Source organism: Thiohalobacter thiocyanaticus, from assembly GCF_003932505.1.
Taxonomy (GTDB): Bacteria; Pseudomonadota; Gammaproteobacteria; order Thiohalobacterales; family Thiohalobacteraceae; genus Thiohalobacter; species Thiohalobacter thiocyanaticus.
Window position 1 is genome coordinate 2,385,156 of sequence record NZ_QZMU01000001.1, and the last position, 26,776, is coordinate 2,411,931.

At 64.8% G+C, this 26,776-nt stretch carries 20 protein-coding genes, 4 tRNA genes and 2 pseudogenes; 20 read left to right on the forward strand and 6 right to left on the reverse strand.

Translation table 11 applies throughout. The features are described 5' to 3' along the window. Positions 1–6: 6 nt before the first annotated feature. Together D6C00_RS11205 and D6C00_RS11210 are read right to left on the reverse strand one after the other, a co-directional pair. Positions 7–1,593 (reverse strand): SPOR domain-containing protein, encoded by a 1,587-nt coding sequence (locus D6C00_RS11205; RefSeq protein WP_125181793.1) that lies wholly within the window; start codon positions 1,591–1,593, stop codon positions 7–9. Between the two features lie 23 nt (positions 1,594–1,616). Beyond that, on the reverse strand, positions 1,617–2,402 hold the full coding sequence (locus D6C00_RS11210) for an outer membrane lipoprotein-sorting protein (protein WP_125181794.1): 786 nt from the start codon (positions 2,400–2,402) through the stop codon (positions 1,617–1,619). A 177-nt stretch (positions 2,403–2,579) separates the two neighbouring features. Here D6C00_RS11210 and lexA point away from each other — a divergent pair, with 177 nt between their 5' ends. After that, entirely contained in the window at positions 2,580–3,170 is a 591-nt protein-coding gene (gene lexA, locus D6C00_RS11215; RefSeq protein WP_125181795.1) for a transcriptional repressor LexA, read from the forward strand. A 9-nt stretch (positions 3,171–3,179) separates the two neighbouring features. Continuing rightward, positions 3,180–3,773 carry a cell division inhibitor SulA gene (locus D6C00_RS11220; RefSeq protein WP_125181796.1) on the forward strand — a complete coding sequence of 198 codons (594 nt, stop codon included), beginning with the start codon at positions 3,180–3,182 and terminating at the stop codon, positions 3,771–3,773. A 36-nt stretch (positions 3,774–3,809) separates the two neighbouring features. Here D6C00_RS11220 and D6C00_RS11225 read toward each other — a convergent pair whose 3' ends face one another. After that, a complete protein-coding gene (locus tag D6C00_RS11225) occupies positions 3,810–4,436 on the reverse strand; it encodes a hypothetical protein (RefSeq protein ID WP_125181797.1) in 627 nt (208 codons plus the stop codon). A gap of 346 nt (positions 4,437–4,782) precedes the next feature. Between D6C00_RS11225 and D6C00_RS11230 the strand changes: the two are divergent. Both D6C00_RS11230 and D6C00_RS11235 read left to right on the forward strand, forming a co-directional pair. After that, positions 4,783–5,977 (forward strand): annotated as a pseudogene (locus D6C00_RS11230) (ammonium transporter). 211 nt (positions 5,978–6,188) lie between these two features. After that, positions 6,189–7,100 (forward strand): DMT family transporter, encoded by a 912-nt coding sequence (locus tag D6C00_RS11235; RefSeq protein WP_125181798.1) that lies wholly within the window; start codon positions 6,189–6,191, stop codon positions 7,098–7,100. A gap of 269 nt (positions 7,101–7,369) precedes the next feature. Here D6C00_RS11235 and D6C00_RS11240 read toward each other — a convergent pair whose 3' ends face one another. Continuing rightward, positions 7,370–7,933: a hypothetical protein gene (locus D6C00_RS11240; RefSeq protein WP_125181799.1), complete on the reverse strand. Its 564-nt coding sequence runs from the start codon at positions 7,931–7,933 to the stop codon at positions 7,370–7,372. Positions 7,934–8,299: 366 nt separating this feature from the next. Here D6C00_RS11240 and D6C00_RS11245 point away from each other — a divergent pair, with 366 nt between their 5' ends. Next, entirely contained in the window at positions 8,300–9,295 is a 996-nt protein-coding gene (locus D6C00_RS11245; RefSeq protein ID WP_125181800.1) for a zinc-dependent alcohol dehydrogenase family protein, read from the forward strand. Here D6C00_RS11245 and D6C00_RS11250 read toward each other — a convergent pair. After that, a complete protein-coding gene (locus D6C00_RS11250) occupies positions 9,292–9,978 on the reverse strand; it encodes a zinc metallopeptidase (RefSeq protein WP_125181801.1) in 687 nt (228 codons plus the stop codon). The genes D6C00_RS11245 and D6C00_RS11250 overlap by 4 nt on opposite strands. 23 nt (positions 9,979–10,001) lie before the next feature. Here D6C00_RS11250 and D6C00_RS11255 point away from each other — a divergent pair, with 23 nt between their 5' ends. Together D6C00_RS11255 and D6C00_RS11260 are read left to right on the forward strand one after the other, a co-directional pair. Then, the gene (locus tag D6C00_RS11255) at positions 10,002–10,571 is read left to right on the forward strand and encodes an NUDIX hydrolase (protein WP_125181802.1); all 570 of its coding nucleotides are present in this window, start codon (positions 10,002–10,004) and stop codon (positions 10,569–10,571) included. 94 nt (positions 10,572–10,665) lie between these two features. After that, positions 10,666–11,136: an aminoacyl-tRNA deacylase gene (locus D6C00_RS11260; RefSeq protein WP_158675399.1), complete on the forward strand. Its 471-nt coding sequence runs from the start codon at positions 10,666–10,668 to the stop codon at positions 11,134–11,136. Positions 11,137–11,160: 24 nt separating this feature from the next. On the opposite strand, the gene D6C00_RS11265 is transcribed toward D6C00_RS11260, so the two are convergent. Continuing rightward, positions 11,161–12,495, reverse strand: coding sequence for a UDP-glucose dehydrogenase family protein (locus tag D6C00_RS11265; protein WP_125181804.1), 1,335 nt, complete (start codon positions 12,493–12,495; stop codon positions 11,161–11,163). A 239-nt stretch (positions 12,496–12,734) separates the two neighbouring features. On the opposite strand from D6C00_RS11265, the gene D6C00_RS11270 reads away from it, so the two are divergent. The 13 genes and pseudogenes from D6C00_RS11270 (at position 12,735) to rpoC (ending at position 26,690) form a co-directional block, all read left to right on the forward strand. Beyond that, positions 12,735–12,819 (forward strand) — tRNA-Tyr (locus tag D6C00_RS11270). 153 nt (positions 12,820–12,972) lie between these two features. After that, positions 12,973–13,046 (forward strand) — tRNA-Gly (locus D6C00_RS11275). Positions 13,047–13,140: 94 nt separating this feature from the next. Then, positions 13,141–13,216 (forward strand) — tRNA-Thr (locus tag D6C00_RS11280). 66 nt (positions 13,217–13,282) lie between these two features. Further along, positions 13,283–14,473: an elongation factor Tu gene (tuf, locus tag D6C00_RS11285; RefSeq protein WP_125181805.1), complete on the forward strand. Its 1,191-nt coding sequence runs from the start codon at positions 13,283–13,285 to the stop codon at positions 14,471–14,473. An 82-nt stretch (positions 14,474–14,555) separates the two neighbouring features. Beyond that, positions 14,556–14,631 (forward strand) — tRNA-Trp (locus D6C00_RS11290). A 78-nt stretch (positions 14,632–14,709) separates the two neighbouring features. Further along, on the forward strand, positions 14,710–15,078 hold the full coding sequence (gene secE / locus D6C00_RS11295) for a preprotein translocase subunit SecE (RefSeq protein WP_125181806.1): 369 nt from the start codon (positions 14,710–14,712) through the stop codon (positions 15,076–15,078). 14 nt (positions 15,079–15,092) lie between these two features. After that, positions 15,093–15,626: a transcription termination/antitermination protein NusG gene (gene nusG / locus D6C00_RS11300; RefSeq protein WP_125181807.1), complete on the forward strand. Its 534-nt coding sequence runs from the start codon at positions 15,093–15,095 to the stop codon at positions 15,624–15,626. A gap of 105 nt (positions 15,627–15,731) precedes the next feature. Beyond that, positions 15,732–16,163: a 50S ribosomal protein L11 gene (gene rplK / locus D6C00_RS11305; RefSeq protein WP_125181808.1), complete on the forward strand. Its 432-nt coding sequence runs from the start codon at positions 15,732–15,734 to the stop codon at positions 16,161–16,163. A gap of 2 nt (positions 16,164–16,165) precedes the next feature. Further along, positions 16,166–16,861: a 50S ribosomal protein L1 gene (rplA, locus tag D6C00_RS11310; RefSeq protein WP_125181809.1), complete on the forward strand. Its 696-nt coding sequence runs from the start codon at positions 16,166–16,168 to the stop codon at positions 16,859–16,861. 239 nt (positions 16,862–17,100) lie between these two features. Further along, positions 17,101–17,631, forward strand: a complete 531-nt coding sequence (gene rplJ, locus D6C00_RS11315) for a 50S ribosomal protein L10 (RefSeq protein WP_125181810.1) — start codon at positions 17,101–17,103, stop codon at positions 17,629–17,631. 61 nt (positions 17,632–17,692) lie between these two features. Beyond that, complete coding sequence (gene rplL / locus D6C00_RS11320) at positions 17,693–18,073, forward strand: 50S ribosomal protein L7/L12 (RefSeq protein WP_125181811.1); 381 nt, start codon at positions 17,693–17,695, stop codon at positions 18,071–18,073. A gap of 173 nt (positions 18,074–18,246) precedes the next feature. Beyond that, positions 18,247–22,398, forward strand: a pseudogene (rpoB, locus tag D6C00_RS11325) (DNA-directed RNA polymerase subunit beta). A gap of 80 nt (positions 22,399–22,478) precedes the next feature. Beyond that, positions 22,479–26,690, forward strand: coding sequence for a DNA-directed RNA polymerase subunit beta' (gene rpoC / locus D6C00_RS11330; RefSeq protein ID WP_125181812.1), 4,212 nt, complete (start codon positions 22,479–22,481; stop codon positions 26,688–26,690). Positions 26,691–26,776 lie beyond the last annotated feature (86 nt).

Below are 26,776 nucleotides of genomic sequence, written 5' to 3' on the forward strand. Positions count from 1 at the left end.
CTGGTTTCAGTAGTAATACGCAAACTCCACCTGCAGATAATCATCATCCCGAATACTCCCGAACGTATCCCCAGCCTCCAGGTTCGAGGTCGCGCGCGCTTCCAGGCTGAGCTTCCACTGGCTGCCGAAGCGGCGGCTGGCTTCCAGGTTATAGAAGCGCTGGCTGCCGTCCTCGTCGAATACCACGCCGAACAGCAGTTCGGTGGAGTGCACGTCGTTGGGAGTCCAGCGCAGGCCCAGCATCAGGTCGTCCTGGAACAGGGTGGGGGCGGTGTCGTCGCGGGAGTCGTAGAGGTATTCAGCCAGCAGGCCCAGGTCGGCGCGGCTGTCGAGGATGCCGTAGAGGGTGTACTCGAAGCCGCCGGCGGCGGCGGTGAAACGTTCATCCTGGCCGCCGCGGGTCAGCCATTCCAGTTTCCACAGCCAGCCGCCCAGGGTGGCCTGCAGGTCCAGGCTGGTCTGGTTGATGATGGGGTAGAAGGGGGTCAGCACCGGATTGCCGGCGCCGTCGGTGCCGGGCAGCAGATCGGGGTCGCGGCTGGTGCCCCGGAAGTGCGCCAGGCCGATATCGATGGGGCCGAAGTAGTGCGACCAGCGCACGGCGGCATCCGTGTGCAGGTGGCGGGCACCGGATTCGTATTCCACCTGTTCGGTGTCCACGTAGGGCTGGGTGCGCAGGCGGCCGTCGGGGCCGGGGAAGGTGCGCGGGCGGAAGCCCGGCAGCACGAACAGGTCCAGGGTGCCCCAGTCGCGGATCAGGGCCAGGTTGATCATGGGCTGGCCGAGCCGGTCCTCGGTGTCGGTGTTTTCGACCAGGTCCACCTGGTTGATGATGTCCACCAGGTGCACCGTCTCGGTCACGCCCCAGAAGACGCGGCGCACGCCGACACGCAGTTCCCAGTCGCGGGCGGCCCGGGTCCAGGCCAGTTCGCGGATATCGAAATGGGTGCGCTCGTCATCCTGCTGGTCCAGGCGCAGGAAGGGCTTGAACACGAAGCTCTGGTCGCCGTTGTCCCATTCCCGGTAGTACTCGGGCTCGAAGGCGAGCGAGAAGTTCGGACCGTCGTGCTGATCCGGGTGGCGGCCGTCGCGGGGGAAAAGGCGGGTCTCCAGGGCGATGTAGCCGCTCCAGTCCTGATAGACGCCGGACTCGGCCGTATTTTCCGGCGCGGGTGCGGCGGGCCGTGACGGGGCCGGGGCGATCACGGCCGGGCTATCGGCGGCGGGTTCTTCGGTCGCGGGCGCGGTCGGGGCGGTGGTCACCGGTGCTTCCGGCTCGGGCAGCGGACGGATGAAGCCGCTCTGGAAGCTGCCGCGCAGGCGGTTGAGCAGGCCGGCGGCCTCGGACTGGTTGGGCAGGCGGCCGACCACCACGGCGCTGTAGTCGCGGTTGCCGGAAATCAGCGGCAATACCTGCACCGGTTCATAGCCCTGGTTCAGCAGCCGGATGCGCAGCCGCTCGGCGTTGTCCGGATTGATGAAGGCGGCGACCTGCACCCCGTAATCGGCTGCCGTCGCGGGCAGTGCGACGCCGGCCAGGCAGGCGGCCAGTATCAGGCCGGGCAGGGTGCGGGTGCGTGGCGGAATCTGCATGTCCTTTGCTCTTATTGGTTGTCTCAGCGGGCGCGCTTCAGGCTGTTCTTGTCAAAGTCTCTATCGGTCAGTCCGGTGCCGAATTGATAGTCGCTCCACACCAGGCGGGTGGTTTTGCCGGTCTGGTGGTTCTCCATATACATCTCGTCCGGGCGCCAGTACTGATCTGCATACTGCTGGTAGCCGTGCAGGGTCAGGGTTTTCAGTTTGGCGTCCCTGCGGTCGTGGTAGACCGTCTGCAGCGGCTGGTGGATCTGCTGGTCGATCCAGACCACCTGCCGAGTATAGCCGGAGTGTTCATATTCCGGATAGCGCTCGATCACGAACACCGGCCGGCCGTTGTGCTCCTCTTCGCGCAGGAATTTGTAGCTGTATTTTTCCACTTCCTGCGAGGTGAGGTCCTCGTAGGCGAATTCGCTGCCCATGAAGGGGCCGGACTTGTTGTTGGAGGCGATGCGCTTCACCCGCCTGAGCGCGGGCAGGTACAGCCACTGGTCGTCCGGCTGCAGGGCATGGGTGTGACTGAGCAGGGCGGTGCCCTGCACGTCGCGCGGCTGGTCGAAGATGATCAGACTCTTGTCGCCGTCGTCCTGCACCTCCAGAAACCGGGTACGCAGCTCGCGGATGCTCTCCTCGCCCTGGCGGTTGCGCAGGATCATGCGCATCCCGGCGGTGTAGTCGCCCCAGCCGCTGTCGCGGCGGTCCATCTCCTGCGCGATCGCCAGGCCGCGTTCCTCCGGGCTCTGCTGGGCCTGGGCCGGGAGCCCCGTCACTGCCAGCAGGATGAGAAGCATCCAGCGTGAAATCATAAACTTAACTCCATTCGGAATGAGGGCAACGGACCCCCGAGCCGGGTCTGTCGCCGCCATCTACTATACCGCCCGCGCCGGCGCGGTGAAACGGCGGCCGTCACGCCGTCCTCTTGCCATTCGCGCAGGCCTGTATATAATCCCAGATACCTGTACAAATCATCAGTAGGCAGCGCCATGACCGCATTGACCGATCGCCAGACCGAGATCCTCGACTATATCCGCGAGTGCGTGGCCGAGTACGGCGCCCCGCCCACCCGGGCCGAGATCGCCGAGGCCTTCGGCTTCCGCTCCGCCAACGCTGCCGAGGAGCACCTCAAGGCGTTGGCGCGCAAGGGTGTGATCGAGCTGATGCCGGGCTATTCGCGCGGCATCCGCCTGATCGAGGACGGCCTGCCGCTGGTCGGCGAGGTGGCGGCCGGCTCGCCGCTGCTGGCCGCGGAGCATGTCGAGGAGCATGTGCGCCTCGACCCCGAGTTCTTCTACCCGCGCGCGGATTACCTGCTGCGCGTGGTCGGCGACAGCATGCGCGACGCCGGCATCCTGGACGGCGATCTTCTGGCGGTGCACCGCACCGACCAGGTGCGCAACCAGCAGATCGTGGTCGCGCGCATCGAGGGCGATGTCACGGTCAAGCGCTTCCACCGGCGCGGCAACCGGGTCACCCTGCTGCCGGAAAACCCCGATTTCAAACCCATTGAAGTGAACCTGCGCGAACAGGAGCTGACCATCGAGGGCCTGGGCGTGGGTGTCATCCGCCGGGATTGAGGAGCGCACATGAAATCCACTATCCATCAATTGAACCCCGCGCCCGCGAGCGATGACGGGCGCGTCGTCACCAGCGGCATTCCCGCCCTGGATGCCTGCCTGCCGCACGGCGGCTGGCCCCGGGTTGGACTGATCGAACTGCGGGTGGAGGATGCCGGCGCAGGGATGCTGCCGCTGCTGTTGCCGCACATGGCCCGGCTCAGCCAGGCCTCGCGCTGGCAGGCCTGGCTGTCACCGCCCTTCGCGCCCTACCTGCCGGCGCTGGAGCGTGCCGGGGTGGCGGCAGACCATCTGCTGCTGATCCGCCCGCGCAGCCACCAGAACGGTCTGGAGGTGCTGGAGCGCGCCCTGGCACTGGGCAATTTTGTCTCGGTGTTCGCCTGGCCGCTGGCCCAGGAGACCGACCTGATGCAGCGGCTACGCGCCGCTGCCCAGCGCGGCCAGTGCCAGGCCTTCCTGTTCAGCACCCTGCGCGACGAGCAGGTCCCCGCCGATGTCGATCTCAGCCTGCGGGTGCGCAGCCATCCTGAAGGCCTGAGTATCGAGCGGCTGTCGCCCCGCGCCGGGCGCGGTCAGGTGGCGTCGGTGCTGCTGCGTCAGTAGCCAACCTGTTCCCCTTACCCTCAGGGACGAGGGCCATTATTCCCAACCCAGTTGCCGTCCCAGCGACTGGCCATAGATCAGGATCGCCGGCAGCTGCACTGCACCGGTCAGGTGCCAGTGCAGTATCCTGCCCGAGATGAGATCCTCCCCGGTTATCGGTACCAGCCGACGTACCAGCCGCTGACCGACCCAGGCCCACACCAGGATCAACGCCAGCGCCAGCCAGCCCGGCACGAGGCTCACCTCGACCTGCAGCCGCTGCGCCAGCCAGTGAAACAGCAGCGTCGTGGCCGCCAGGGCCTGGCCCAGCAGCACCAGGCCCGGCAGCCGGCCCAGCCCCGGCAGCAGCGGCAGCAGCAGACTGAGCAGAAACAGCAGATTGATCAGGTCGGCGGTGCGGCCATCCACGCTCAGGAGTTCGAGAACGCCCGGTGCTTCGACCAGGCCGTAGGGCACGGGGTAGGCAACGAGCAGGAATATCAGCAGCGCCAGCACCTCGGCCAGTGGAATGAAGATATGGCCGGCGATCCAGGCCGTGGCCGGGTGCTGGCGGTAATGGGGTTCCAGCCGCAGCTGGGCCAGCGCGAACAGAGTGCTGACCAGGACGAAGACCAGCAGGGCCAGCAGCAGACGGGGCTGGAACAGCAGATCGGGGAATGACATCAGGCGCGTTTCTCCGCCCGGCGGTGTGTTGTACGTTCTGTTCCCGGCATTCTACTGTCAGATCCCAGGGCCCGCAGCCTGCACCGCAATGGGACGTACTCTGCCCTGTTTGTTCGTCTCCGGGTCTTCGCGGGGTTTGTCGACCCTGAGTGGGTATGCAACCGCCCTGTGAATCCGCCTCATTCAGGTGCGATTCGGGGCGATTATGCACCAGGTATGTGCATTTATGGCTGCTCCATTCACTCTGTGTTTTTCATCAGACTGTTTTCAATGATGTTTTTCCACGGGCACGATTACTGCTTCCTTGTGGCGCAATTCGAACAACGACAGTGCACGCGAGGACACAATGGAAGCATCTCAGGCCGGAACCGACGTACTTTTCATTCTGCTGGGCGCCATCATGGTGCTGGCCATGCACGCGGGCTTTGCCTTTCTCGAGGTCGGCACGGTGCGGGAGAAGAACCAGGTCAACGCCCTGGTCAAGATCATCAGTGACTTCGCAATGTCGACCATTGCCTACTTCTTCCTCGGTTACGGCATTGCCTACGGCATGGGCTTCTTCGATCCCGCCGAGGCGCTGACCTTCAATAACGGCTATGAGTTGGTCAAGTTCTTTTTCCTGCTCACCTTCGCCGCGGCCATTCCCGCCATCATCTCCGGCGGCATCGCCGAGCGGGCCCGTTTCTATCCGCAGCTCGCGGCGACCTTCGCCCTGGTGGCGTTGATCTATCCCTTGTTCGAGGGCATGGTCTGGAACGGCAACTTCGGCCTGCAGGCCCGGCTGGAGCAGACCTTCGGCGTCACCTTCCACGACTTCGCCGGCTCGGTGGTGGTACATGCCATGGGGGGCTGGCTGGCGCTGACCGCGGTGCTGCTGCTGGGGCCGCGCCACGGTCGCTACGGCAGGGACGGCCAGATCTATGCCCACCCGCCGTCCAGCATCCCCTTCCTGGCCCTGGGGGCCTGGATCCTGACCGGTGGGCTGGTTCGGCTTCAACGTGATGTCGGCCCAGACGGTCGAAGCGGTCAGCGGTCTGGTGGCGGTGAACTCGCTCATGGCCATGGTCGGCGGCGTGCTGGCGGCCCTGTTCGTGGGCCGCAACGACCCGGGCTTCGTGCATAACGGGCCGCTGGCCGGGCTGGTGGCGATCTGCGCCGGCTCCGACCTGATGCATCCGCTGGGTGCGCTTGCCACCGGTGCGGTGGCCGGCGGCCTGTTCGTCTGGACCTTCACCCTGACCCAGAACCGCTGGAAGATCGATGACGTGCTCGGGGTCTGGCCGCTGCACGGCCTGTGCGGCGCCTGGGGCGGCATCGCCGCCGGCATCTTCGGCAGCACCGCCCTGGGTGGTCTGGGCGGGGTCAGCCTGGCGGTGCAGGTGCTCGGCACCCTGGCAGGCGTGGGCATCGCCCTGGTCGGCGGCTTTCTGGTCTATGGCCTGATTCGCATGATGTTCGGGCTGCGTCTGACCCAGGAGGAGGAATACGCCGGCGCGGATCTCAGCATCCATCGCATCAGTGCCACCCCGCCATACGAATGAACGTTGACGCCAGCGCAGTAATGCTGGCAGACTTCCCAGCATGACTTTGAATCGCTTCTTCCTGCTGAACGCCCATGGCAACGCGGTCTGGCTGCGCTGCATGGCGTCTATTGGCTGGAGGAACCGGTACTAGATCTGTACTGAATATCAGCAACACTGTTCCGAAGGCCACAGCTCACACTGTGGCCTTTTTCGTTTGGGGAGAAGAAAAATGTCCGTGCCCGCGGCCTATCTCGGGGTGATACTGATCTGGTCGACCACGCCGCTCGCCATCCAGTGGAGCGGCGAGGGCGGTGGTTTCCTGTTCGGCGTGACCGCGCGCATGCTGCTGGGCGCGCTGCTGTGCCTGGCGCTGATGGGTGCGCTCAGCATCCCCCTGCCGCGCCACCGCCGGGCCTGGACTGCCTACCTGGCCGCCGGAGTCGGGATCTATGCCGCCATGCTGTCGGTGTACTGGGCGGCGCAGTTCATCCCCTCGGGCCTGATCTCGGTGGTGTTCGGGCTGGCGCCCATCGTCACCGGGCTGATGGCCGCACTGTGGCTGGAGGAGAGTGCCTTCACCCCCGGGCGGGTACTGGGCATGCTGCTGGGCGTGAGCGGACTGGCAGTCATCTTCGAGGTCGGCGGCAGCCTCGGCGATCAGGCCGTCTACGGCATCGCCGGCGTGACCCTGGCCGTGGTGCTGCATTCGGCCAGCGCCGTCTGGGTCAAGCGCATCGATGCCGGCCTGCATCCCCTGTCCCAGACCGGCGGCGGGCTGCTGGTGGCCGCGCCGCTGTATGCCCTGACCTGGGGGCTGGCCGACGGCGGCCTGCCGATGGGGGTGAGTGAGCGTGCCCTGATGTCGATCGGCTATCTGGCGCTGATGGGCTCGGTGCTCGGCTTCATGCTCTACTACTATGCGCTCAAGCACCTGCCGGCGACCCGGCTGGCCCTGATCCCGCTGATCACACCGGTGCTGGCCCTGCTGCTCGGGGCCCTGTTCAACGGCGAGACGCTGCAGCCGCGCATGCTGCTGGGCGTAGCCGTGGTCCTGGCCGGGCTGATGGCCTACCAGTGGGGCGACCGCCTGCGTCCGGTCCGCCGGCAGGCGCTGGCCGAGGACGAGGCCAGCGGTCTCTAGTGGTCCATGCGGGAAGTTCGGTAATGCTCAGCCGGCCCACAAGCCGGTTTGGCAAGGCGCGCGAGCGCAGGACTGGCCGTAGCCAATTCAAGTGAGCGCAACACAGCCAAACCGGCTTGTGGGCCGGCCCGAAGGGAGCCTCGCAAATGGGCCAATCCAGCGTTGCACTTCTTGGAAAGGGCGCGCCATTCCCTGCGAAGTGCGCCTTGTCCTGGCCCATTTGCGAGACTCTGAGCGTTACCGAACTTCCCGCATGGACCACTAGGGCCTCAGTCGTCGCGGATCGGTTCGGGACGCAGGCCGACCGCGGCGGCCACGCCGGCCAGCAGCAGTCCGAGCAGCACCAGCAGCGGGCCGACGCCGGTATTCAGCACCTGCAGGGCCCAGCCCTGGCCGAAGATCACGCCCAGGTAGAGCATGCCCGAGTGCAGCAGCGCGCCCAGGATGAAGGCCCAGCTGATGGCCTGCTTCCACCAGGCCGGCACGGTGAGAAACAGCAGGGTCAGGCCGGCCAGGATATTGAGCACGGACTCGAGGTTGCCGTGGGTGTGCGGGCCGCCCTTGATCTCGTCGAGCCGCGCCTCGCTCTGCAGCATCCGGTTCAGGTCCAGCAGCGCCTGGGTGTTGCTGCGGGCGATGGCAGCGGCGTCCATGGGTTCCAGATCCTGCTCGAAGCCGCTGCTGGCCATCAGTTGCAGCTCGGACATGCTCTGCTGCTTGGTCGCGCCCGCCTCGCCCACGTCGGGGATGACCTCGCTGACCATGTAGGGGCCCAGGGCGGCGGTCAGGACCAGGTAGAGAAAACCGAAAATGATGTTCTTCCTGCCGATCATAATGACCTCCTCAGGCTTGCAGCGGTGGCTTGACGGGGTTTATAGGCTAGGGCCTGTTAACACTAATCCAATCGTCTCTGTTGTGCCTGAAAAAGCGCCAATCGAGGCGCGAGGAGCGTAGTTTGGTTATTCCAAATAAGCGACGAGCAACGACGAGTGGCGCTTTTTCAGGCACAACCCGCCGGGCTGGGGCTGATTTTCCGCCCAGCGGCGTTATCATTCGCTCATGTAGAATAACTACACATCGCTCATTCTGCCTTGCTGGACGAAAAATCAGCCCCAGCAGAGACGATTGGATTAGTGTTAACAGGCCCTAAGCTTAGTGCATTGGATTCCGATTACTAAGCGGCAACAATGGAGGTGAGGATGCGCGCCTATGTCATCAACCGTTTCGGCGGTCCCGAGGTGTTCGAAGCTGCCGACCTGCCGCGCCCCGAACCCGGCCCGGGTCAGGTGCTGATCCGGGTGGCGGCGAGCAGTGTGAATCCGGTCGACTGCAAGATCCGCCGCGGCGACGTGCCGGTCGGGCCGGAGTTTCCGGCCGTGCTGCACGGCGATGTCGCCGGCGTGGTGGAGGCGGTCGGCGCGGGCGTGACCGCCTTCCGCCCCGGGGCCGAGGTCTACGGTTGCGCCGGCGGCCTGCAGGGCCGGCCCGGGGCGCTGGCCGAATACATGCTGGCCGATGCCGAGCTGCTGGCACCGAAGCCGGCCAGCCTGTCGCTGGAGGAGGCCGCGGTGGTGCCGCTGGTAGCCATCACGGCCTGGGAGGCCATCATCGAGAAGGGGCGGGCGCAGGCGGATGAGGCCGTGCTGGTGCATGGCGGCACCGGCGGCGTCGGCCATATGGCCGTGCAGCTGGCGCGCTGGCGCGGGGGCGGGGTGGCGGCCACCGCCAGCGAGGCGGCCAAGCGCGAACAGGCGCAGCAGCTGGGCGCGGAGTGCGTGATCGATTACCGCCAGGAGACTGTGAGTCAGTATGTCCAGCGCTGCACCGGCGGACGCGGCTTCGACCTGGTGTTCGACACCGTGGGCCAGCCGGCGCTGGACCAGTCCATCGAGGCCGCCGCATTGAAGGGCCGGGTGGTGACCATCGCCGGGCGCTCCACTCTGGACATCAAGCCGGCCTTCCAGAAGAGCCTGAGCCTGCACACTGTGTTCATGCTGATCAACATGCTGCACGATTACGACAAGGCCGCTCACGGCAACATCCTGCGCGAAGTCGGCGGACTGATCGATGCCGGTACACTCAGGCCGCTGATCCATGAACAGCGTTTCGGCTTCTCCGAGGTCGCGCAGGCCCATGCCCTGCTGGAATCGGGGCGGGCCATGGGCAAGATCAGCCTGGTGGCGGACTGGGCCTAGGCGCGTCTGAGAACCCGCAGCCAGCGCCACAGGTTGAGCAGGCTGGCGAAGGAGGCGGCGACATAGGTCATGGCCGCCGCCCGCAGGATGTTGTGCGCGGCCCGCTGGTCGGGCTCGGGGATGTAGCGCCCGGCCTTGAGCAGTGGCAGGGCACGGTTGAAGCTGGCATCGAACTCCACCGGCAGGGTAACCAGGTGCACCAGGGCTGCGGCGCCGAAGCTGAGCAGGGCGCCGAGGAGAAGCAGCAGGCCGCTGGTGGGCGCGCGGGTCAGCACCGCGATGACCGGGATGCCGAGGAACAGCACATTGCCCAGCTGCTGGGCGGAGTTGGCCAGCGGCACCAGCCGGTGGCGCAGGTTGAGCCAGCGATAGTTGCCGGCGTGCTGGATGGCATGGCCGACCTCGTGCGCGGCGACCACCACGGCGGTCAGCGAGCGGCCGTTGAAGTTGTCCGGGCTCAGACGCACGGTGCGGCTGGTCGGATCATAGTGATCACCGCGCTCAGTGGACTCGACCTCGACATCATCCAGCTGCAGTCGCTGCAGCAGGTGTTGGGCGAACTCGCCGCCGGTGCCGGGGAAGTCGTCGCGTTCGGCGCTGTGGCGGCGCATCACCCACTGGACCCAGAGCTGCGGGCCGAACAGCAGTGCAAGCACAATGATGAGCAGGATGACGAGATGCATGATGTGTTGACACGGGGGCCTGAATGAAATTCTGCAGCGAATGCGCCGGCCCGGTCAGCCTGCGGGTGCCGGAGGGCGACGACCGGCCGCGGTATGTGTGCGACAGCTGCTGCACCATACATTACCAGAACCCGAACATCGTTGCCGGCTGCATTGCCGAGTGGGAGGGCCGCATCCTGCTGTGTCGGCGCGCCATCGAGCCGCGCCACGGCCTGTGGACCCTGCCGGCCGGCTTCATGGAGCTGGGCGAGACCACCCAGCAGGCGGCCACGCGCGAGACCCTGGAGGAGGCCAGGGCCCGGGTCGAGCTCGACGCCCTCTATGCCGTGTTCAATCTGCCGCACATCAACCAGGTCTACATGCTGTTCCGCGGCCGGCTGCTGGGTCCGGATTTCAGTGCCGGGGAGGAAAGCCTGGAGGTGGCGCTGTTCGACCGGGACAGCGTGCCCTGGGACGCATTGGCCTTTCAGGTGGTGGCCGAGACGCTGAAGCTGTATTTCGGCGAGCAGCCCGGCGGACGCTATGGGCTGTATGTGGGTGACATCGAACGTCTGTCCCGGGAGCCGCTGCGCTACCGCACCCGATATCTATAAGCCGGGCTTATCGTGCCTCACTCGCGGGCCGACCCCCTGCGCTCCGACGGACTATAATTACAGGTGGAAGCGATCTGCAGGGAGGATACATCCCATGGCCATGGCCCAGCACGTCAGCCGTTACCTGACCGAGCACGAGATCCCCTACGAGGTGCTTACCCATCCGCCCACCATGAGCAGCCTGGAGACGGCCGCCAGCGCTCACATCCCCGGGGACTGTCTGGCCAAGCCGGTGATCCTGCAGGACGATCAGGGCTATATCATGGCGCTCATCCCCGCCACCCACCGGCTGGACCTGCAGGCGCTGGATTCGCATCTGCACAGCCACGTGGAAATGGCGGAGGAGCCGGAGCTGGCCGCGCTGTTCGAGGACTGCGAACTGGGCGCCATGCCGGCGCTGGGGCCGGCCTACGGATTGCGTACCCTGGTCGACAGTCACCTGGCCGAGCAGCCGGACATCTACTTCGATGCCGGCGACCACGAATGCCTGGTGCACGTTGATGGCGAGGCCCTGTTCGAGCAGATGGACGGCATCGAGCTCGGGGAGTTCAGCCATCACATGTGACGGCGGGTGTACCCGTGGGCAGTTTCAGCCCGGCTGGCGCGGCCCCCGGCCGATGGAGTAGTAGGTGTAGCCCAGGGCGGCCATCTGGGCCGGGTCGTAGATGTTGCGCCCGTCGACGATCACCGGCTGGCGCAGGGTTTCGCGGATCTCGAAGAAATCCGGGCTGCGGAATTCCTTCCATTCGGTGATCACCACCAGGGCGTCGGCGCCCTGCACGGCCTCCATGGCCGATTCACACAGGATCAGGTCCCCGCGCTTGCCGTAGATGCGGTTGCATTCCTCCATGGCCACCGGGTCGTAGGCCCGGACCCTGGCCCCGGCCGCCCACAGGGCCTCCATCAGCACCCGGCTGGAGGCCTCGCGCATGTCGTCGGTGTTGGGCTTGAAGGCCAGCCCCCAGAGGGCAATGGTGCGTCCCTTCAGCTCGCCGAAGTGCTGTTCGAGCTTGCGGAGCGGGATCGCCTTCTGACGCTCGTTGACATTCTCCACCGCGGTGAGCAGCTCGGCCTGGTAGCCGCAGTCGCGCGCCGTGCGCTCCAGTGCCTTGACATCCTTGGGAAAACAGGAGCCGCCATAGCCGGCGCCGGGGTAGATGAACTGATAGCCGATGCGGGGATCCGAGCCGATGCCCACGCGCACCTGCTCGATGTCCGCTCCCAGCCGCTCGGCCAGGTTGGACAGCTCGTTCATGAAACTGATCTTGGTGGCCAGAATGGCGTTAGCGGCGTATTTGGTCAGCTCGGCGGAGCGGATGTCCATGGCCAGCAACCGGTCATGGTTGCGGTTGAAGGGGGCGTAGAGGGCCCGCAGCAGTTCCGCGGTGCGCGGATTGTCGGTGCCGACCACGATCCGGTCCGGGCGCATGAAATCGCTGATCGCCGCGCCTTCCTTGAGAAATTCCGGATTGGAGACCACGTCGAATTCGATCTGGGCCGCCCGTTCGGCCAGTGCCTGCTCGATGCGCTCGCGCACCCGGTCGGCGGTGCCGACCGGCACCGTCGACTTGTTGATCACGATGCGGTATTCCTGCAGCTGCTCGCCGATGGCCCCGGCCACCGCCAGCACGTGCTGCAGATCGGCGGAGCCGTCCTCGTCGGGCGGGGTGCCGACGGCGATGAACTGGAACAGGCCGTGGGCGACGCCCTCGGCCGGGTCCAGGGTGAAGCGCAGCCGCCCGGCCTTGCTGTTTTCCGTCACCATCCGGTCCAGGCCGGGCTCGTAGATGGGGATCTCGCCCCGTTGCAGCCGTTCGATCTTGCCCGGGTCGATATCGACGCACAGAACCTCGTTGCCCACTTCCGCCAGACAGGCGCCGGTGACCAGGCCGACATAGCCGGAACCGTAAATCGTGACCTTCATGCTGTCCCCAGATTGGTGTGTTGATTAATATGCGTTTGATTTTTATGGAAAATCGGCCCCGCTTGTCAGGGGCGCCCGGCGCTGGGCCGCGCTGGGGCACGGCTGTCGCCGGGCCGCGTGCGGCATGCTAGCAAAGCCCCGGACGCCGGTCACGGATTTTTCCGGGCAAATTATTCGCTTGATTGTGCACGGGAGTTGACACTGGCGGGGGACTTAACCAAAATACGCTGCTTCGTTTTGGAGGGGTTCCCGAGCGGCCAAAGGGGGCAGACTGTAAATCTGCTGGCTCAGCCTTCGGAGGTTCGAATCCTCCCCCCTCCACCAGATGCAGGGGCTAGGCTCTAGGGCCGAGGTTGAGAGATTTTTGGTCTGTCCCCGGTCGCAGGCGCACAGCATCGCCCGCGTATCAGTGGTCGGAGGGAAAGCTTTACAGGGGCTCGCCTCGTCCCTAGAACCTGGCCCCTCGGCCCTTGTTCGGCGGGTGTAGTTCAACGGTAGAACCTCAGCCTTCCAAGCTGATGACGTGGGTTCGATTCCCATCACCCGCTCCAAGTTGGTAGCGGTAGAGATTTTCGATGCGGGCAAGAGGTGACTGGTGTCGCCCTGCCTCGGCCCTAGAACCTAGTGACTAGAGCCTGGTTTTACGCCCATATAGCTCAGTCGGTAGAGCACTTCCTTGGTAAGGAAGAGGTCACCAGTTCAAATCTGGTTATGGGCTCCATATTAAATTAGTAACCCGTAGACGCCTGGCCGTCTTGTCGAGCAGAAAACAAGTGGGAGATCTTCCATGTCCAAGGAAAAATTTGAGCGAACGAAGCCGCACGTGAATGTGGGAACGATAGGTCACGTGGACCATGGTAAGACGACGCTGACGGCGGCGCTGACGAAGGTGGGTGCCGAGAAGATGGGCGGCGAGTTCCGGGCCTATGATCAGATCGACAATGCCCCGGAAGAGCGTGCGCGCGGGATCACGATTGCCACCGCCCACGTGGAGTACGAGACGGACGCGCGCCACTACGCGCACGTGGACTGCCCCGGGCATGCCGACTATGTGAAGAACATGATCACGGGTGCGGCGCAGATGGACGGCGCGATCCTGGTGGTGAGCGCGGCCGACGGCCCGATGCCGCAGACGCGCGAGCACATCCTGCTGGCGCGTCAGGTGGGCGTGCCCTCGATCGTGGTGTACATGAACAAGGCCGACCAGGTCGACGATCCGGAGCTGCTGGAGCTGGTGGAGATGGAGATCCGGGATCTGCTGTCCTCCTACGATTTCCCCGGCGACGACACCCCGATCATCACCGGTTCGGCGTTGAAGGCGCTGGAGGGTGACACCTCGGACATCGGTGTGCCGTCGATCGAGAAGCTGCTCGAAGCGCTGGACTCCTATATTCCGGTGCCGGAGCGCCCGGTGGACCAGCCGTTTCTGATGCCGATCGAGGACGTGTTCTCGATTTCGGGTCGCGGCACGGTGGTGACCGGTCGTATCGAGCGCGGCAAGGTGACGGTGGGCGACGAGGTCGAGATCGTGGGCATTCGCGACACGGTCAAGACCACCGTGACCGGCGTGGAGATGTTCCGCAAGCTGCTGGATTCGGGCGAGGCGGGCGACAACGTGGGCGTGCTGCTGCGCGGGACCAAGCGTGACGATGTTGAGCGCGGCCAGGTGCTGTGCGTGCCGAAGTCGATCACGCCGCACACCAAGTTCGAGTGCGAGGTGTACGTGCTGGGCAAGGACGAGGGTGGTCGTCACACGCCGTTCTTCAACGGCTATCGTCCGCAGTTCTACTTCCGCACGACGGACGTGACCGGTGCGTGCGACCTGCCGGAAGGCGTGGAGATGGTGATGCCGGGCGACAACGTGAAGATGACGGTGTCGCTGATTGCGCCGATCGCGATGGAAGAGGGTCTGCGCTTCGCCATCCGCGAGGGCGGGCGTACCGTGGGCGCCGGCGTGGTGTCGAAGGTTATTGAATGATAGGGACCAGTGCCGAGGTGCCAGGGCCGAGGAAGAGACCTTCCTGGAACCTGGCACCCGGAACCTGGCAACTGATTTTTATAGGGCAGTAGCTCAATTGGCAGAGCGGCGGTCTCCAAAACCGCAGGTTGGGGGTTCGATTCCCTCCTGCCCTGCCACTTAACTGGGGCAGGCGCCGGCCGTTCAGGCCGGGCAACAATGCCGGGCTCCCAAACAGGTACACCTGGCCGCTGGGTATGAATGCTAAGGTAGACACCGAAGGCTCGAAACTGGATACCGTGAAAATGGGGCTGGCCGTCGCACTCCTGATGGGGGGCGTGGTCGGCTTTTACCATTTTGCCGACTACAACCTGCTGTTCCGAGTGCTGGGACTGCTGGCGGTAGTGGGCGTGGTGCTGTTCATTTTCGCGCAGACCGCCAAAGGCGCCCAGGCGATCGGTTTCATCGGCAGTGCCCGTATGGAAGTGCGCAAGGTGGTCTGGCCGAGCCGGCAGGAGACCATACAGACGGCGCTGATCGTGTTCGCGATGGTCATCATCGTGGGCCTGATCCTGTGGCTGCTGGACAAGTTCCTGTTCTGGGCGATCGGTCAGGTAACCGGATAAAGGGCGGTTTAAGGATGGCTAAGCGTTGGTACGTCGTACACGCCTATTCGGGGTTCGAGAACCAGGTCAAGCGTTCTCTTCAGGAGCGCGTTGCCCGTAGCGGCATGCAGGACAGGTTCGGCGAGATCCTGGTCCCGACCGAGGAGGTCGTGGAGATGCGCGAGGGCCAGAAGCGCAAGAGCGAGCGCAAGTTCTTCCCCGGCTACGTGCTGGTGCAGATGGAAATGGACGACGAGACCTGGCACCTGGTCAAGGACGTGCCCAAGGTGATGGGTTTCATCGGTGGCACCAGCGACCGCCCGGCCCCGATCTCGGACCGCGAGGCCGACCAGATCCTGAACCGGATCCAGGAGGGCGTGGAGAAGCCGCGGCCCAAGGTGCTGTTCGAGGTGGGCGAAGTGGTACGTGTCACCGACGGCCCCTTCAACGATTTCAATGGCGTGGTCGAAGAGGTCAACTACGAGAAGAGCCGGCTGCGTGTGGCCGTGCTCATCTTCGGCCGTTCCACGCCGGTCGAACTGGAGTTCAGCCAGGTCGAAAAGGCTTGAGTACGGACGCCGGGTTTTCCGGCGCCCGAGGTTAACGGGGAGCCTCCGGAGATATCGGGACAGTCCCGATCGTAACGAGGCGCTTGCACCCACAGGAGAAGCGAAATGGCAAAGAAAGTCGAAGCCTACATCAAGCTGCAGGTTGCAGCCCAGGAGGCGAATCCGTCGCCGCCGGTCGGTCCCGCGCTGGGCCAGCACGGCGTGAACATCATGGAATTCTGCAAGGCCTTCAACGCCCAGACCCAGGATGTCGAGAAAGGGCTGCCGATCCCGGTGGTGATCACCGTCTACAACGATCGCAGCTTCACCTTCGTCATGAAGACCCCGCCGGCCGCGATCCTGCTGAAGAAGGCTGCCGGTATCGGCAAGGGCAGTCCCACCCCGAACACCCAGAAGGTGGGCACGGTGACCCGGGCGCAGCTCGAGGAGATCGCCCAGACCAAGATGGCGGATCTCAATGCCGCCGACATGGACGCTGCCGTGCGCATCATCGCCGGCAGTGCGCGCAGCATGGGTCTGGACGTCGAGGAGGCTTGATCATGGCGAAACTATCCAAACGTATGAAGGCCATCCGTGAGAAGGTCGAACCGGGCAAGCTGTACCCGATCGATGACGCCTTCGGCCTGCTGAAGGATCTGACCGGGGCCAAATTCAAGGAATCCGTCGACGTCGCGGTCAATCTCGGCGTCGACCCGCGCAAGTCCGATCAGGTGGTGCGCGGCTCGACCGTGCTGCCCAACGGCACCGGCCAGAGCGTGCGCGTGGCCGTGTTCGCCCAGGGCGCCAATGTCGATGCCGCGAAGGAAGCCGGTGCCGACGTGGTCGGTTTCGAGGACCTGGCCGAGAGCATCAAGGGCGGCAACCTGGATTTCGATGTGGTCATCGCCACGCCGGACGCCATGCGTGTGGTCGGCCAGCTGGGCCAGATCCTGGGTCCGCGCGGCCTGATGCCCAACCCGAAGGTCGGCACCGTTGCCACCGACGTGGCCGCCGCGGTCAGGAACGCCAAGGCCGGACAGGTGCGCTACCGCACCGACAAGGCGGGCATCATCCATTGCACTATCGGCAAGGTGGATTTCGATGTCGACGCCCTGAAGGGCAACCTGGAGGCACTGCTGGCCGACCTGCGCAAGGTCAAGCCCGCCGCGGCCAAGGGTATTTATATGAAGAAGGTGACCGTGTCCACCACCATGGGCCCGGGCATCGCTGTCGATCAGGCCTCGCTCGCATCCTGAGCGGGGTGGTACAGACTTTGTGGCACGCCGTTGGCCCGTCCGGCAACGGTCTGTCGTCAAAGACCGCAGGCGCGAGGGGTCAGCCCCGAGCTTAATCTCTGAAAGCCTGCGCAGACGGTGTCGCCAAGACGGTTTTTCGTGAACTTGTCCTCGGCCACCGTAACGGGGAACGCCCCCAAGGGGGTTGTTCTGTTGGCAAAACCGGATACAGATTCGCTCTGTATCGCAGGAGGTAACTGATGGCACTGAGTCTTGAACAGAAGAAGACTGTGGTTGCCGAGGTGTCTGAAGTGGCCGCAAGCGCCTATTCCGCCGTGGCGGCGGAATACCGCGGCCTGACCGTGGACCAGATGACCGCTCTGCGCCGCAAGGCGCGGGAAAGCGGCGTCTATGTCCGGGTCGTGAAGAACACCCTGGCCCGCCGTGCCGTTCAGGGCACCGAGTTCGAATGCATCTCAGACAGCCTGGTCGGCCCGCTGATGCTGGCCTTCTCCCAGGAGGATCCCGGCTCTGCCGCCCGCGTGATCAAGGACTTCGCCAAGGAGCACGACCAGCTCCAGGTCAGGTTCGTTTCGGTCAGCGGCGAGCTGCTGCCGGCCAATGATCTGGAACGTCTGGCCAAGCTGCCGACTCGCGATGAAGCCCTGTCCATCCTGATGATGCTGATGAAGGCCCCGGCCGAGAAGCTGGCCCGCACCCTCAACGAGGTGCCGGGCAAGCTGGTGCGTACGGTGGCGGCCATCCGCGATCAGAAGGAACAGGCGGCCTAACCCGGTTCAAAATTTTGACGCCCCTCAGTGGGCTTGTGGACAAGTATCAGGAGTGATTACCATGGCAGTTTCGAAAGAAGATATCCTGGAAACCATCGCCAGCATGAGCGTGATGGAAGTCGTTGAACTCGTCGAGGCGATGGAAGAGAAATTCGGTGTTTCCGCCGCCGCCGCCGTGGCTGCCGCTCCGGCTGCCGCCGGTGGGGGTGAAGCCGCCGCCGCCGAGGAGCAGACCGAGTTCGACGTGGTGATGAGCAGCTTCGGTTCCAACAAGGTGGGCGTGATCAAGGTCGTGCGCGGCATCACCGGTCTGGGCCTGAAGGAAGCCAAGGACATGGTCGAGGGCGTGCCCTCCACCATCAAGGAAGGCGCTTCCAAGGATGAGGCTGAAGACATCAAGAAGCAGCTTGAAGAGGCTGGTGCAAGCGTCGAGGTCAAGTAAGATTTCGAGCAGTTCGGCACAACAACCCTCAGGGTGCGGTCCGCGCCCTGAGGGAAGTTAAAGATTCAATCGGGCTGGTGGCACCGAGCCGCCGGCCTTTTCCTGTTGTCCGGCCGCGCGACTGAGCAGCGTCCCGCCCCGGCAACCCGGTTTCGCAATTGAGAGGAACACCGATGGGCTACAGCTTCACCGATAAGAAACGTATTCGCAAGGATTTCGGCAAGCGACCCAGTATTCTTCAGGTTCCGTACCTGCTGGCGACCCAGATCGAGTCCTACGACCGCTTTCTGCAGACCGGTCAGGGCTCGGAACAGCGTGAGGACTGCGGTCTGCACGCGGCCTTCTCCTCGGTGTTTCCGATCCAGAGCTACTCCGGTAACGCGGCGCTCGAGTACGTCAGTTACCGTCTCGGCACCCCGACCTTCGACGTCAAGGAGTGCCAGCTGCGCGGCATGACCTACGCCGCGCCCCTGCGCGCGCTGGTGCGCCTGATCATCTATGACAAGGAGTCCTCGGCCGAGAACAAGCCGATCAAGGACATCAAGGAGCAGGAAGTCTATTTCGGCGAAATGCCCCTGATGACCGAGAACGGCACCTTCGTCATCAACGGCACCGAGCGCGTCATCGTCTCCCAGCTGCACCGCTCGCCGGGCGTGTTCTTCGATCACGACAAGGGCAAGACCCATTCCTCGGGCAAGCTGCTGTATTCCGCGCGGGTCATTCCCTACCGCGGCTCCTGGCTGGACTTCGAGTTCGACCCCAAGGACTGCCTGTTCGTGCGCATCGACCGCCGCCGCAAGCTGCCGGCGACCATCCTGCTGCGCGCCCTGGGCTACGAGGTCGAGCAGATCCTGGATATCTTCTTCGATACCAACACCTTCCACATCGGCAAGAACGAGATCAAGCTGGATCTGGTGCCGGAGCGCCTGCGCGGCGAAACCGCCATCTTCGACATCAGGATCGGCAACGAGGTGCTGGTCGAGGAAGGGCGCCGCATCACGGCCCGCCACATCCGCGAGCTGGACAAGGCCGGGGTGAAGAGCCTGGTGGTGCCCGAGTCCTACCTGGTCGGCAAGGTGCTGTCACACAATGTGGTGGACAAGGCCAGCGGCGAGATCATCGCCAATGCCAACGACGAGCTCACCGAGGAGCTGGTCGCGAAGCTGCGCGAGGCCGGCATCAAGCAGGTCAAGACCCTGTACACCAATGACCTGGACCGCGGTCCCTACATCTCCGAGACCCTGCGTATCGACCCGACCAGCAGTGAGCTGGAGGCCCAGGTCGAGATCTACCGCATGATGCGTCCGGGCGAGCCGCCGACCAAGGAAGCGGCCCAGAACCTGTTCAACAACCTGTTCTTCACCGAGGACCGCTACGACCTGTCCGCGGTGGGCCGCATGAAGTTCAACCGCCGGGTCGGCCGCGACGAGGTCGAGGGCCCGGGCGTGCTCTACGACGGCGTCTACTTCAAGACCCGTACCGATGAGGCGTCCAAGAAGCTGGCCGAGCAGCACGGCGACAGTTCCGACATCATTGCCGTGATGCGGGCCCTGGTCGACATCCGCAACGGCAACGGCTTCGTCGATGACATCGACCACCTGGGCAACCGCCGCATCCGCTGCGTGGGCGAGATGGCCGAGAACGTCTTCCGCATCGGTCTGGTGCGGGTCGAGCGCGCGGTCAAGGAGCGCCTGTCGCTGGCCGAGAGCGAGGGCCTGATGCCGCAGGAGCTGATCAACGCCAAGCCGGTGGCCGCCGCGATCAAGGAGTTCTTCGGTTCCAGCCAGCTGTCCCAGTTCATGGACCAGAACAACCCGCTGTCCGAGGTCACTCACAAGCGCCGCGTGTCCGCACTCGGCCCGGGCGGTCTGACCCGCGAGCGTGCCGGCTTCGAGGTGCGCGACGTGCACCCGACCCACTACGGCCGCGTCTGCCCGATCGAGACCCCGGAAGGTCCGAACATCGGCCTGATCAACTCACTGGCCGTGTTCGCCCGTACCAACAAGTACGGCTTCCTGGAAACCCCCTACCGCAAGGTGGTCGACGGCCGCGTCACCGACGACGTCGAATACCTGTCGGCGATCGAGGAAGGGCAGTACGTCATCGCCCAGGCCAATGCGGCCATGGACGACAAGGGCATGCTCACCGACGACCTGATCTCCTGCCGGCACCAGAACGAGTTCACCCTGTCCACCCCGGACAAGGTCGACTACATCGACGTCTCGCCGCGCCAGATCGTCTCGGTTGCCGCCGCCCTGCTGCCGTTCCTGGAGCATGACGACGCCAACCGCGCGCTGATGGGATCGAACATGCAGCGCCAGGCCGTTCCGACCCTGCGCAGCGAGAAGCCGCTGGTCGGCACCGGCATCGAGCGCACCGTGGCCATCGACTCCGGCGTGGCCGTGACCGCCCGTCGCGGCGGCGTGGTCGATTCGGTCGACGCCGCCCGCGTGGTGGTGCGCGTCAACGACGACGAGACCGTCGCCGGCGAACCGGGCGTGGACATCTACAACCTGACCAAGTACACCCGTTCCAACCAGAACACCTGCATCAACCAGCGTCCGCTGGTCAATCCGGGTGACGTGATCGCGAAAGGCGACGTGCTGGCCGACGGCCCAAGCACCGACATGGGCGAACTGGCGCTGGGCCAGAACCTGCTGGTCGCCTTCATGCCCTGGAACGGCTACAACTTCGAGGATTCCATCCTCATCTCCGAGCGGGTGGTGCAGGAAGACCGCTTCACCACCATCCATATCGAGGAACTCAATTGTGTCGCCCGCGACACCAAGCTGGGGCCGGAGGAGATCTCCGGCGACATCCCCAATGTCGGCGAGGGGGCGCTGTCCAAGCTGGACGAGTCCGGCATCGTCTACATCGGCGCCGAGGTCAAGCCGGGCGACATCCTGGTCGGCAAGGTCACGCCCAAGGGTGAGACCCAGCTGACCCCGGAGGAGAAGCTGCTGCGCGCCATCTTCGGCGAGAAGGCCTCCGATGTGAAGGATACCTCGCTGCGCGTGCCCTCCGGCATGGACGGCACCGTGGTCGATGTGCAGGTCTTCACCCGCGACGGCGTGGAGAAGGACAAGCGCGCGCTGGAGATCGAGGATGACCAGCTGGCCCAGGTCAAGAAGGACCTGGCCGACCAGATGCGCATCATGGACGAGGACGTCTACCGCCGGGTCGAGGCCCTGCTGGTCGGCAAGACCGCCGAGGGCGGACCGAACAAGCTCAAGCCCCGGCACCAAGATCACCAAGTCCTATCTCGAGGAACTGGATAAGTCCAGGTGGTTCGAGGTCCGGCTCAAGAACGACGAGGCCAACGAGCAGCTGGAGAAGGCTGCCGAGCGTCTGAAGCAGATCCGCGAGGAATTCGATCAGAAGCTCGAAGAGAAGCGCATGAAGATCAAGGCCGGTGACGACCTGGCCCCGGGCGTGCTCAAGATGGTCAAGGTCTACCTGGCCGTCAAGCGCCGCATCCAGCCGGGCGACAAGGTCGCCGGGCGCCACGGTAACAAGGGTGTCATCTCCACCATCGTGCCGATGGAGGATATGCCCTATTCCGCCGACGGCACCCCGGTCGATGTCGTGCTGAACCCGCTGGGCGTGCCCTCGCGCATGAACGTCGGGCAGGTGCTTGGAGACCCATCTTGGCTGGGCCGCCAAGGGGCTCGGCATGAAGATCGGCAGCATGCTCGATGAGCAGGCCAAGCCCACGGAGCTGCGCGGTTTCCTGGACAAGATCTACAACACCAGCGGCAAGCAGGAGAACCTGGACGAGTTCAGCGACGACGAGATCGTCGCGCGCTCGGCAACAACCTGCGCGGCGGCGTGCCCATGTGCCACCCCGTAGTTGCGAAGGCGTGCCAACGAGGAGGAGATCAAGGGCATGCTGAAGCTGGCGGAGCTGCCGGAATCGGGTCAGACCTTCCCCCTACGACGGCCGCACCGGCGAGGCCTTCGACCGGCCGGTGACCGTGGGTTATATGTACATGCTCAAGCTCAACCACCTGGTGGATGACAAGATGCATGCCCGTTCCACCCGGTCCCTACGCCTGGTCAACCCAGCAGCCGCTGGGCGTAAGGCCCAGTTCGGCGGCCAGCGCTTCGGCGAGATGGAGGTGTGGGCCCTGGAGGCCTACGGTGCCGCCTACACCCTGCAGGAGATGCTGACCGTCAAGTCCGACGACGTCAACGGCCGCACCAAGATGTACAAGAGCATCGTGGACGGCGATCACCACATGGAGGCGGGCATGCCCGAATCCTTCAACGTGCTGGTCAAGGAGATCCGCTCGCTGGGCATCAACCTCGAGCTGGAGCAGGACTGAGCGCAAGCGCGATCGCATAACGGACTCAAGTTATTTGGGAGACGGCAGGCGCCGTTCCCGGACACGAGGCAAAACAGACCATGAAAGACTTACTGAATCTGGTTAAACCGCAGGGACATCTGGACGACTTTGATGCCATCCGCATCGGCCTGGCGTCGCCGGACATGATCCGGTCCTGGTCCTACGGTGAGGTCAAAAAGCCCGAGACCATCAACTACCGCACCTTCAAGCCGGAGCGCGACGGCCTGTTCTGCGCCAAGATCTTCGGCCCGGTCAAGGACTACGAGTGCCTGTGCGGCAAGTACAAGCGCCTCAAGCACCGCGGTGTGGTGTGCGAGAAGTGCGGGGTGGAGGTCACCCTGGCCAAGGTGCGCCGCGAGCGCATGGGCCATATCGAGCTGGCCAGCCCTGTGGCCCACATCTGGTTCCTCAAGTCGCTGCCCTCGCGCATCGGCCTGCTGCTGGACATGACCCTGCGCGACATCGAGCGGGTGCTGTACTTCGAAGCCTTCGTGGTGATCGATCCCGGCATGACCACGCTGGAACGCGGCCAGCTGCTGTCCGACGAGGCCTACCTGGATACCATCGAGGAATTCGGCGACGAGTTCGACGCCCGCATGGGTGCCGAGGCCGTCTTTGAGCTGCTCAAATCCATCGACATGCAGGCCGAGGCCGCCAGGCTGCGCGATGAGATCGCCGCCACCAACTCCGAGACCAAGCTCAAGCGCCTGGCCAAACGGCTGAAGCTGATCGAGTCATTCCTGGATTCCGGCAACAAGCAGGAATGGATGGTCATGGAGGTGCTGCCGGTGTTGCCGCCGGAGCTGCGTCCGCTGGTGCCGCTGGACGGCGGCCGCTTCGCCACCTCGGACCTGAACGACCTGTATCGCCGGGTGATCAACCGCAACAACCGCCTGCGCCGGCTGCTGGAGCTCAATGCGCCGGACATCATCGTGCGCAACGAGAAGCGCATGCTGCAGGAATCGGTCGACGCGCTGCTGGACAACGGCCGCCGCGGCCGTGCCATCACCGGCACCAACAAGCGCCCGCTGAAATCCCTGGCCGACATGATCAAGGGCAAGCAGGGCCGCTTCCGTCAGAACCTGCTGGGCAAGCGCGTGGACTACTCCGGGCGTTCCGTGATCGTGGTCGGTCCGACCCTGCGCCTGCACCAGTGCGGCCTGCCCAAGCGCATGGCGCTGGAGCTGTTCAAGCCCTTCATCTTCTCCAAGCTGATCCGTCAGGGCGTGGCCACCACCATCAAGGCGGCCAAGAAGCTGGTCGAGCGCGAGAGCTCCGAGGTCTGGGACATCCTGGAAGAGGTTATCCGCGAACATCCGGTGATGCTCAACCGCGCCCCGACCCTGCACCGCCTGGGCATCCAGGCCTTCGAGCCGGTGCTGATCGAGGGCAAGGCGATCCAGTTGCATCCGCTGGTCTGCGCCGCCTTCAACGCCGACTTCGACGGCGACCAGATGGCGGTGCACGTGCCGCTGTCGCTGGAGGCGCAGCTGGAAGCGCGCACCCTGATGATGTCCACCAACAACATCCTCTCGCCGGCCAACGGCGAACCCATCATCGTGCCCTCGCAGGACGTGGTGCTGGGCCTGTACTACATGTCGCGCGAGCGCATGGATGCGAAGGGCCGCGGCATGGCCTTCTCGGATCTCAATGAGCTGCGCCGTGCCTATGACAACGGCGCGGTTGACCTGCATGCGCGGGTCCAGGTCCGCATCGAGGACAGCTGGATCAATGACGCCGGCGAGATCGTGACCGAGATGAAGCGTGTCGACACCGTTGTCGGCCGCGCCCTGATCTACGAGATCGTGCCGCGCAGTCTGCCGTTCGAACTGGTCGACCAGAACATGACCAAGAAGATCATCTCCAAGCTGATCAACTCCTGCTATCGCCGGGTGGGTCTGAAGGAGACGGTGATCTTCGCCGACCAGCTGATGTACCTCGGCTTCCGCTACGCCACCCGTTCCGGCGTGTCCTTCGGGGCCGACGACATGGTCATCCCGGAAGAGAAGTACGACATCCTTGGCCGGGCCGAGGAAGAGGTCAAGGAGATCGAGGCCCAGTACACCTCGGGTCTGGTGACCAACGGCGAGCGCTACAACAAGGTGGTGGATATCTGGTCGCGTACCAACGACCAGGTCGCCAAGGCCATGATGGGCAAGCTGGGCAAGGAGACGGTCACCGACCCCGACGGCAACCCGGCGACCCAGGACTCGTTCAATTCAGTCTACATGATGGCCGATTCCGGCGCCCGTGGTTCGGCCGCCCAGATCCGCCAGCTGGCAGGCATGCGCGGCCTGATGGCCAAGCCGGACGGTTCCATCATCGAGACCCCGATCACGGCCAATTTCCGTGAGGGTCTGAACGTCATCCAGTACTTCATCTCCACCCACGGCGCGCGCAAGGGTCTGGCCGATACCGCGCTCAAGACCGCCAACTCCGGTTATCTGACCCGGCGTCTGGTGGACGTCTCGCAGGATCTGGTGGTGGTCGAGGACGACTGCGGGACCGACAACGGTCTGCTCATGTCGCCGATCGTCGAGGGCGGCGACGTGGTCGAGTCCCTGGGCGAGCGCGTGCTGGGCCGGGTGGTGTCCGAGGATGCCTACCTGCCGGGCAGGGACGAGCTGGCCATCGCCGCCGGCACCCTGATCGACGAGCACTGGGTCGAGAAGCTCGAGGCCATGGGCGTGGACCAGGTCAAGGTCCGCTCCGCCATCACCTGCGAATCCCGTTACGGCGTGTGCTCGCAGTGCTACGGGCGCGACCTGGCGCGCGGTCACCGCGTGAACAGCGGCGAGGCAGTCGGCGTGATCGCCGCCCAGTCCATCGGCGAGCCGGGCACCCAGCTGACCATGCGTACCTTCCACATCGGCGGTGCGGCCAGCCGCTCGGCGACCGTGAACAACGTCGATGTGAAGGCCGCCGGTACCATCCGTCTGCACAACATCAAGACGGTTACCAACAAGGAAAGCAACCTGGTCGCGGTCTCCCGCTCCGGCGAGATCGGCGTGGTCGATGCCAACGGGCGCGAGCGCGAGCGCTACAAGTTGCCTTACGGCGCGGTGCTGTCGGTCAATGACGGTGATGCCGTCGAGGCCGGTCAGATCGTGGCCAACTGGGATCCGCACACCCACCCGATCGTCACCGAGGTGGCCGGCCGGGTGCGCTTCTCGGACTTCATCGAGGGCGTGACGGTCAACCGCGAGACCGACGAGATCACCGGCCTGTCCAGTCTGATCGTCTCCGATCCCAAGCAGCGTGGCTCGGCCGGTAAGGACCTGCGGCCGATGGTCAAGCTGGTCGACGAGAAGGGCGACGAGCTCAAGATCGCCGGTACCGACATGCCGGCCCACTACTTCCTGCCCGCCGGCGCGATCGTGGGGCTGGAGGACGGCTCCCCGGTGGAGGTCGGCGACGTGGTGGCACGCATCCCGCAGGAGTCCTCCAAGACCCGCGACATCACCGGCGGTCTGCCGCGCGTGGCCGACCTGTTCGAGGCCCGCAAGCCCAAGGAGCCGGCCATCTTGGCCGAGATCTCCGGTACCGCCACCTTCGGCAAGGAGACCAAGGGCAAGCAGCGTCTGGTCATCACGCCGGCCGACGGCGATCCGCACGAGGAACTGATTCCCAAGTGGCGCCACGTCACCGTGTTCGAAGGTGAGCACGTGGAGAAGGGCGAGACCATTGTCGACGGCGAGCCCAATCCGCATGACATCCTGCGCCTGCTGGGCGTGACGGAGATGGCCAACTACGTGGTCAAGGAGATCCAGGACGTCTATCGGCTGCAGGGCGTGAAGATCAACGACAAGCACATCGAGGTCATCATCCGCCAGATGATGCGCAAGGTCGAGATCATCGAGCCCGGCGACACCCGCTTCCTCAAGGGCGAGCAGGTCGAGAAGGCCGTACTGCTGGAGGAGAATGAGAAGATGCTGGCCGAGGACAAGGTCCCGGCGTCCTACATCATCCTCCTGCTGGGGATCACCAAGGCCTCGCTGGCGACCGAATCCTTCATCTCGGCGGCCTCCTTCCAGGAGACCACCCGGGTGCTGACCGAGGCCGCCACCCGTGGCGGGCGCGACGAGCTGCGCGGGCTGAAGGAGAACGTGATCGTGGGCCGGCTGATCCCGGCCGGGACCGGGCTGGCGCACCACGAGGAGCGTCGCCGCCTGCGTCACGCCGACCTGGCCGGAGAGGCCGCCGCGGCCGCCTTCGTCGACTCGACCGAGGCGGAATCCGCCGCCGAGACCCCCAGCGAGTCGGATTCCTGACCCTACTGCCTCCGTCCCCGGATCAGGCGCCACAAGTGCTTGACAGGGTGGGGGCAGCTCTCTAAAATTGCGCGTCTTTCCCGACA

Coding starts and splice junctions, on each gene's coding strand:
- D6C00_RS11205 (WP_125181793.1), bottom strand. CDS start 1,593: ATGCAGATTCCGCCACGCACCCGCACCCTGCCCGGCCTGATACTGGCC.
- D6C00_RS11235 (WP_125181798.1), top strand. CDS start 6,189: ATGTCCGTGCCCGCGGCCTATCTCGGGGTGATACTGATCTGGTCGACC.
- D6C00_RS11225 (WP_125181797.1), bottom strand. CDS start 4,436: ATGTCATTCCCCGATCTGCTGTTCCAGCCCCGTCTGCTGCTGGCCCTG.
- D6C00_RS11255 (WP_125181802.1), top strand. CDS start 10,002: ATGAAATTCTGCAGCGAATGCGCCGGCCCGGTCAGCCTGCGGGTGCCG.
- D6C00_RS11265 (WP_125181804.1), bottom strand. CDS start 12,495: ATGAAGGTCACGATTTACGGTTCCGGCTATGTCGGCCTGGTCACCGGC.
- rplL (WP_125181811.1), top strand. CDS start 17,693: ATGGCAGTTTCGAAAGAAGATATCCTGGAAACCATCGCCAGCATGAGC.
- secE (WP_125181806.1), top strand. CDS start 14,710: ATGAATGCTAAGGTAGACACCGAAGGCTCGAAACTGGATACCGTGAAA.
- nusG (WP_125181807.1), top strand. CDS start 15,093: ATGGCTAAGCGTTGGTACGTCGTACACGCCTATTCGGGGTTCGAGAAC.
- tuf (WP_125181805.1), top strand. CDS start 13,283: ATGTCCAAGGAAAAATTTGAGCGAACGAAGCCGCACGTGAATGTGGGA.
- rpoC (WP_125181812.1), top strand. CDS start 22,479: ATGAAAGACTTACTGAATCTGGTTAAACCGCAGGGACATCTGGACGAC.
- lexA (WP_125181795.1), top strand. CDS start 2,580: ATGACCGCATTGACCGATCGCCAGACCGAGATCCTCGACTATATCCGC.
- rplA (WP_125181809.1), top strand. CDS start 16,166: ATGGCGAAACTATCCAAACGTATGAAGGCCATCCGTGAGAAGGTCGAA.
- D6C00_RS11250 (WP_125181801.1), bottom strand. CDS start 9,978: ATGCATCTCGTCATCCTGCTCATCATTGTGCTTGCACTGCTGTTCGGC.
- D6C00_RS11240 (WP_125181799.1), bottom strand. CDS start 7,933: ATGATCGGCAGGAAGAACATCATTTTCGGTTTTCTCTACCTGGTCCTG.
- D6C00_RS11260 (WP_158675399.1), top strand. CDS start 10,666: ATGGCCATGGCCCAGCACGTCAGCCGTTACCTGACCGAGCACGAGATC.
- rplK (WP_125181808.1), top strand. CDS start 15,732: ATGGCAAAGAAAGTCGAAGCCTACATCAAGCTGCAGGTTGCAGCCCAG.
- D6C00_RS11220 (WP_125181796.1), top strand. CDS start 3,180: ATGAAATCCACTATCCATCAATTGAACCCCGCGCCCGCGAGCGATGAC.
- rplJ (WP_125181810.1), top strand. CDS start 17,101: ATGGCACTGAGTCTTGAACAGAAGAAGACTGTGGTTGCCGAGGTGTCT.
- D6C00_RS11210 (WP_125181794.1), bottom strand. CDS start 2,402: ATGATTTCACGCTGGATGCTTCTCATCCTGCTGGCAGTGACGGGGCTC.
- D6C00_RS11245 (WP_125181800.1), top strand. CDS start 8,300: ATGCGCGCCTATGTCATCAACCGTTTCGGCGGTCCCGAGGTGTTCGAA.